Here is a 7,417-nt window from a genome sequence, read left to right on the forward strand (position 1 = left end):
AGATGCGGTAGCAGGCGATGCCCTCGGCCGCGATCTCGTCACGGCTGCCGCCCAGTGGCAGGCGACGCGGCAGGAAGCCGCCCTTCGCACCCACTGGCACGATGACCGAGTTCTTCACTTGCTGGGCTTTTACCAGGCCGAGCACTTCGGTACGGAAGTCTTCTTCACGGTCGGACCAGCGCAGGCCACCACGAGCAACGTTGCCGAAGCGCAGGTGCACGCCTTCGACGCGTGGCGAGTAGACGAAGATTTCAAACTTCGGCACTGGCTTGGGCAGCTCAGGGATGGCATGCGGGTTGAACTTGAAGCTGAAGTACGACTTGTTCTGGCCGTTGGCGTCAGTCTGATAGAAGTTGGTGCGCAGGGTGGCTTTGATCAGGTCGAGGTAACGACGCAGGATGCGGTCTTCGTTGAGCACCTGAACATCGTCCAGTGCGGTCAGAATCGCTTGTTCCAGACGCAGTTGCTTGTCTTCCAGATCATCGCTGCCGAGCTTGCGCGCCAGGTAGAAACGGGTCTTGAACAACCGGGTCAGTTCGCGAGCGATGTCGGTGTGGTTGTTCAGGGTGCTGGCGATGTAACCCAGGTCGAAGCCCAGACGAATCTGCTTCAGGTAACGGGCGTAGGCACGCAGCAGCGCGACGTCGCGCCATGGCAGACCAGCGGTCAGCACCAGACGGTTGAACGCATCGTTTTCGGCATCGCCACGCACGATGTGCACGAACGCGTCCTGCAGGGTGTCGTTGAGTTGCTGGATGTCGAGGTCCAGACCTTCGGCGGCGGTGAAGGCGAAATCGTGAATCCAGAATTCGCGGCCGTTGGTGTGGCGCAGGCGATACGGGAATTCACCCAGTACGCGCAGGCCGAGGTTTTCCAGAATCGGCAGGACGTCGGACAGCGCCAGCGGCGTGTCGGCGTGATACAGCTTGCAATGCAGCTCGCGCTGGCCGGAGACCTGACCGAGCGGCTGATAGAAGCTCATCACCAGCGGATTTTTTTCGTTGAGGCTCAGCAGGTGCTGCATGTCGACCACGGCCGAATGCGCAGCGAAACGCTCGCGGTAGCCGGCCGGGAAGCCTTTCGGGAAGTCGGCCAGCACGTTGGTGCCGTGGGCTTCGCCGAAGCTTTCGACGGTCAGTGCGGCGTAGTCGTCCTGCCAGCTGCGGCAGGCCTGGACCACTTCTTTTTCCAGCAGTACCGGGTCGATGTCGAGGCGATTCTTCGGATCGACGCGCAGAATCAGCTGCACGCGGGCCAGCACGGATTCCGAGAAGAAAGTCCAGAACTCGCAATCGGAAGCCTTCAGGCGCTCCATCAGCACTTGCTGGATCTTCTGGCGGACTTCGGTGGAGTAAATGTCGCGCGGCACATAGGCCAGGCAGTAGCAGAAGCGACCGTACGGGTCTTTGCGCAGGAACACGCGGATCTTGTTGCGTTCCTGGATCTGCACGATCGACATCACGGTGGTGAACAGTTCGTCGACCGGAGTCTGGAACAGATCATCACGCGGCAGCACTTCGAGGACCTGCGCCAGTTCCTTGCCCAGGTGAGCCTTGGACTGGAAGCCGGAGCGGCGCTCGATTTCTTCGACCTTGCGGCGGATGAACGGGATGACCCGCACGCTCTCGCCATACACCGAGGAGGTGTACAGGCCCATGAAACGGTGTTCCTTGATGACTTTGCCGTCGGCGTCGATTTCACGGATCGACACATAATCCGGATAAGCCGGACGGTGTACGCGGCTCGGGTGCGCAGCCTTGGCGAACGACAGCAGGGTCGGTTCGCGCAGGTAGGACACGGCGTAGTCTTCGATGCGCAGGTCTTCGTAGGTCAGGCCGGTGCGCAGCAGTTTGGTCAGGCCGAGGAAGGAGCTCTGGTCGTACTCGATGTGGCCGCCATCGGCCTGATCGGTAACCACAAACTCTTCGTAGCCGAGGAAGGTGAAGTGGTTGCCCACCAGCCATTCCAGGAAGCTCTTGATTTCGTTCTTTTCGTCGGCATCGACCGGATAGGCGCTGTTGTCGAGCTGGGTGAGGATGTCCTGCACCTTGGCTTTCATCGGCTCGAAGTCAGCGACGGCGACGCGCACTTCACCGAGCACCTGCTCAAGCTCTTTGCTCAGCACGTTCAGCTCGGCCGCGTTGGCGCAACGGTCGATTTCCAGGTACATCAGCGATTCGTGCAGCACGCCTTCGCCGGTGCTGCCTTTTGGCAGGACTTCCAGCAATTCGCCCTTGCTGCCACGACGTACGCTGAGCACGGTGGTCTGCAGGGTGTGAATGCTGTAGCCGCGACGGTTCAGCTCGGTACGCACCGAGTCGACCAGAAATGGCAGGTCGTGGTGCAGCACTTCGACCGCGGTGTGGGTCGACTGCCAGCCGTGGCGTTCGTAATCGGGGTTGTAGACACGCACTTGCGGTTGCGCGTGATCGAAGCGCTCAAGCAGGCGCCACGCAGAGAGAGTACAGCCAGCGAGGTCGGAGAGGCGACGTTGAGTCAGCTCGTCCAGGGAAATGATGCCGAAGAATTGTTCAGCGAACAGCGCCACTTGTGGCAGTGCCTGTTCACTGATGTGCTGCGCCAGTGCCGCTTGCAGTTGGTGCTGGAAGTCGGCTTTGCTGGCTGCGGTGAAGAACGCCATCTGTGGTACTCCGCTTAAGCTTGTTATTGATGGAAAGCGTCGCGTGCAACACCCCTTTCGGGGCTGGTGTCGCCCTGTTCCTGATTCTCGGGCAGAGGAAACAGGGAGACAGGTGGGTGAAGCTGGACGGGACACTCAGGTCACATTCACCTTCCATGAATGAGCATCTGCAAAAGCGACTGCCAGCACTGCCGGCAATGCCTTTACGGGTGCTCATCCGTTGCGCAGCTTAATGGGTGCGACAATGTGTCTGCTTGCGGTGCTGCGACATATTCGGTCATTGGCACGTAAATGCAGGGTTTGGCCTGCATCAACACTAGCAGGCGTGCGCCGAAATGCAGGTTCGAAACCCCGGTTTCACGGGACTTTCGTGCCAGGTCGGTCGCCGAGGACGTTACATATCCGGAAACGAAAACGCCCAAGGCCCTGTTATCGACCCTGAGCGTGGCATCCGGTTCAGCGCCAGCGGTTGACGCGGATCAGTCCGGCAGTTCCTCAAAGGCTCTGAATTTGCTCACCGTGGCGCAGTCGTAGCACATCGTCTGCAGGATCTGCTTGTCCATGCTGGCGTCGATGTTGCTCGAATCGCATTCGCGGCAGAACAGGCGCAGATGGCTGAGCAAGTCGCTGTCGAACGCCACGGCGGAAAAGAATTGCGGGACCAGTTCGTCACGCCAGTACATGCCCGGCGATTTGGAAAATCCGGCGCCGCTGTCCTTGAGCACCACGTCGTAGAGCAAGCGCTGCAAGGCCGTTTGCGGTACTCGCGCATCGCGATGGGCGTTCTTGCGCCAGTTGCGCGCGAGCGCGTCCTGCGCCGTGCTCAGCATGTTGCGCGGAATGGTGTTGGAGGCGTGACTGCGCCCTTTGGAATTGCCGGTGGCATAAAAGTGCGCGGCGTTTCGTACCGCCAGGCGGGCGAAGTAATACAACTGACTCACCGAGAAGTCCTGCAGCAACTGCCCGACCACCTCCTCGGCACGGGCCTCGGCCGTGAAGGCAAAATCCACTTCAGCGGCCAGCACACGGATGTATTGAATGGACGCTTCGCGGGCGAGACTGAAGACCAGCGAATAGATTTCGCTCTTCCAGGCGGCTTTGACGCTGCCCGACAACTCCTGATACAGCACCTGATACAAATTCTCGCGGGCACAGCGCGTTACGCCGTCGAGCGTGACGCTGGGCAGCCAGCGCACCGCGCTGTACTCGCGGATATTGCAGCCCTCGCTGCGATCGAAGGCGTTGATGTCGGAATCGGTGGAAACTGCCAGCACCCCGGCTTCGTGCAGGCTTTTGAGCAACTCTTCACGGGCCTCGAACGTCAGGGCGAGCAGCTCTTCTCTGGATGGCGCATTCAACGGCGCAATCCATTCAACGGTCGCGCCATAACCATCATCCAGCAAAGCGAGCAACGTCAGCTTCTGCACAAATCCCAGATTGGCGTAAGGCACTGCGGGGCATCGCGCGCCATATCGAGCTTCCAATTCCAGGCGATCACGCGTGGCCCGGGCGGCAAGCTGCTGCTGGCGCACCTTGAAACATTCTGTGCAGCTGCATGTCGTGTGGCGGGTATTGGTGCCGGGTAGGCTTTGCTGGTGCTCACAGCGTACGCATTTGAAGGTACTGCGCAGCGAAAGCGGAGTACCTCTGGCGTGTCGGCGCACCCACATCGGCAGTTTGCAGTAAGGACAGCTGAGGTCGGCACTGATAACCGGGGGCAGAACCTTGAGCAGACTGCGCACCGTTGCAGGGATCTGAAATTCCGCCATCAGCGCGGCAGTTTTCTCGCCTTCGAGATAGCGCTTGTAGATTTCCTCGATCTGTTCATCGGACAGGTGGCGGATTTCTTCGGCGCGGTCGAAATATTGGGTCATGGCAAAGGTCCTTTTCTGGGGGTTTCGTAACGCACTCCGTTGCGCAAGAGCGGCGAAACTAACGGCAAAGCGGTGGCGATCACAAGCGAAAAATCGCAATTTCGGGTGGATTTTGCGCATCCGGTAATTGCCTTACGCTGGCGTCGGATTTTCCCTTCTCGCTACTCAGAACCGGGCGACAGAAATGTCCTGCTTTGCCACTTTTTACCGATGCAGGCAGCGCAAACCGGTTGAGACTGGCAAAATCGCGCCTTCGAACAGACTCACCGCCGCCACTGCCCAGGATTTCCCCCATGCAAATGACCACCGCCCTACTGATCGTCAACCCGTGCGACGACGAAGAAGACAACATGGCCATGCTCTGCTGCCACAGCGACAAGGGCGAGATGTTCCTGATGAGCCGTTATCCGGATGAGGATGAGCTGGAGATCACCCTGGATGGCGAGCCTTCGACGCTTGACGGGGTGAAGGTCACGCTGACTTCGAAACTGCTGAAGATCGAGATTGCTGCGGCGGATGCCGATGCGTTGAATGGCGATGATGTGCTGGAGATCAGCTTCAACCCGGATATGGTGGATATGGATGAGGTTGTTGAGACTTTGAAGAATATTCTCGATGGGACCGGGACCTTTATCAGCGAGGTTTGATGGGGCCTGGAAGGGCCCTATCGCTGGCAAGCCAGCTCCCACAGGGACCGATGCGCTGCACCAATCGCATGCACTGCGCCGAAACCTGTGGGAGCTGGCTTGCCAGCGATAGGGCCGGCACTGGCGCCGCTACAATTTCCTGCTTTGCGAAAGATCAAAAGATCGCAGCCTTCGGCAGCTCCTACAGGGGATCGCATTCCAACCGGGAAGCTGCCGAAACCCGCGATCTTTTGCTCTTTTGCACAAAATGCCGTTAGTCGCCGCCCCCCGCGATGGATTAAAGTAACGCCCCCAGCCCCGGCGTTATCCGAACGCCCCGGCCACCCCCTTTCCAGGAACAGTCACCGATGGAACATCGTGAAGCGCTGCTGGCGCTGCGAACCTTTCTTTCAACGCAGATTCTCGGCCAGGAAAAACTCATCGAGCGCTTGCTCATCGCCCTGCTCGCCGACGGCCACATGCTGGTCGAGGGCGCTCCCGGTCTGGCCAAGACCAAAGCGATCAAAGAACTCGCCGAGGGCATCGAAGCCCAGTTCCATCGTATTCAGTTCACCCCCGACCTGCTGCCGGCCGACATCACCGGCACCGAAATCTATCGCCCGGAAACCGGCAGTTTCGTCTTCCAGCAAGGGCCGATCTTCCACAACCTGGTGCTGGCCGACGAAATCAACCGCGCGCCGGCCAAGGTGCAATCGGCCTTGCTCGAAGCGATGGCCGAGCGTCAGGTCAGCGTCGGGCGCAGCACCTATGAGCTGTCGCCGCTGTTTCTGGTGATGGCCACGCAGAACCCGATCGAACAGGAAGGCACCTATCCGCTGCCGGAAGCCCAGCTCGACCGTTTCCTCATGCACGTCAAGATCGGCTTCCCCGACGCCGCCGTCGAACGGCGCATCCTCCAGCAGGCGCGTGGCGAGGCGTTGAACGGTGAGACCAAGCCCGAGCGCCGGGTCAGCCAGCAGGCGATCTTCGCCGCGCGCAAGGAAATCCTTGGTTTGTACATGGCCGACGCCGTGGAGGAATACCTGGTGCAACTGGTCATGGCCACGCGCAACCCGGCCAAGTTCGACCCGGAAATGGCCGAGTGGATCGCTTACGGCGCCAGTCCGCGCGGTTCGATTGCCCTCGATCGCTGCGCCCGCGCCCACGCCTGGCTGGCCGGTCGCGATTTCGTCAGCCCGGAAGACATTCAGGCCGTGCTGTTCGACGTGTTGCGCCACCGCATCATTCTGTCGTTCGAAGCCGAAGCCGCTGGCATCGATCAGGATCGCGTGGTGCAGCGGATTCTCGACGTCGTCGCCGTCGCTTGACCCCCATGAACGCCGCCCTGCCCTCCGAACCCGGTATCCGCATCAGCCTCGCCGAGCTGATCGAGATGCGTCACCGCGTGCGCGAGGTACAGTTGTTTTCCACGCCGAGTCAGCGCAGCCCGCTGATCGGCCTGCATCACTCGAAATTCCGTGGCCGTGGCGTCGACTTCGATCAGGTGCGGGTGTATCAGGCCGGCGACGATGTGCGCACCATCGATTGGCGCGTCACCGCGCGCACGCAGGAACCGCACACCAAGCTGTTCCATGAAGAACGCGAGCGACCGATTTTCATCATGGTCGAGCAAAGCACGCGGCTGTTCTTCGGCTCGGGGCTGATGTTCAAGTCGGTGCTGGCGGCGCAGGTCGCGGCGTTGATCGGCTGGGCCGCGCTGGGGCACAACGACCGCGTCGGCGGATTGGTGTTCGGCGACAACGAGCACTACGAAATCAAGCCTCGGCGCAGCAAGCAGAGCCTGCTGCAATTGCTCAACCGCCTGGTCAAGGTTAATCAGTCGCTGCACAGCGAGCGCGAGCCGGATCGCGATGCCTTCGGCGTGGCCCTGCGCCGCGCGAGGGAAGTGCTGCGCCCGGGCAGTCTGGCCATCGTCATTTGCGACGAACGCGCGCTGTCCGACAGCGCCGAACAACAACTGAGTTTGCTGGCGCGGCATTGTGATCTGCTGATGTTGCCGCTGTCCGATCCGCTGGATCATGCTCTGCCCGCCGCCGGCCTGCTGCGCTTTGCCGAGCGTGGCGCGCAGCTGGAAATCGACACGCTGAACTTCGACCTGCGCCAGACCTACCGCGCCCAGGCCGAAGCGCGCATAGCTCGCTGGGAATTGCTCGCGCAGAAGCTGCGGGTGTTGCTGATGCCCTTGAGCACGCAGAGCGAAATGGTCGAGCAGATGCGCGAGTTCCTCAACCCGCAGCGTCCGGGGAAAGGTCGAT

General features: G+C 60.6%; 5 protein-coding genes. 3 read left to right on the forward strand and 2 right to left on the reverse strand.

Going from position 1 to position 7,417, the window contains the following annotated elements; genetic code table 11:
• Positions 1-2,641, reverse strand: a 2,641-nt coding sequence (locus OQK_RS25820; RefSeq protein ID WP_038861777.1) for an NAD-glutamate dehydrogenase domain-containing protein, incomplete at its 3' end; no start/stop codon positions are given.
• Positions 2,642-3,120: 479 nt separating this feature from the next.
• Positions 3,121-4,515 carry a hypothetical protein gene (locus OQK_RS25825; RefSeq protein ID WP_016774986.1) on the reverse strand — a complete coding sequence of 465 codons (1,395 nt, stop codon included), beginning with the start codon at positions 4,513-4,515 and terminating at the stop codon, positions 3,121-3,123.
• 293 nt (positions 4,516-4,808) lie between these two features.
• On the opposite strand from OQK_RS25825, the gene OQK_RS25830 reads away from it, so the two are divergent.
• The 3 genes from OQK_RS25830 to OQK_RS25840 form a co-directional block, all read left to right on the forward strand.
• Complete coding sequence (locus OQK_RS25830; protein WP_016774987.1) at positions 4,809-5,162, forward strand: hypothetical protein; 354 nt, start codon at positions 4,809-4,811, stop codon at positions 5,160-5,162.
• A 347-nt stretch (positions 5,163-5,509) separates the two neighbouring features.
• Positions 5,510-6,469, forward strand: a complete 960-nt coding sequence (locus OQK_RS25835) for an AAA family ATPase (protein ID WP_007913915.1) — start codon at positions 5,510-5,512, stop codon at positions 6,467-6,469.
• A 5-nt stretch (positions 6,470-6,474) separates the two neighbouring features.
• The coding region (locus OQK_RS25840) for a DUF58 domain-containing protein (RefSeq protein ID WP_016774988.1) at positions 6,475-7,417 on the forward strand (943 nt) is incomplete at its 3' end.

It is taken from the genome of Pseudomonas sp. R62 (assembly GCF_000257605.1).
Taxonomy (GTDB): Bacteria; Pseudomonadota; Gammaproteobacteria; order Pseudomonadales; family Pseudomonadaceae; genus Aquipseudomonas; species Aquipseudomonas atacamensis.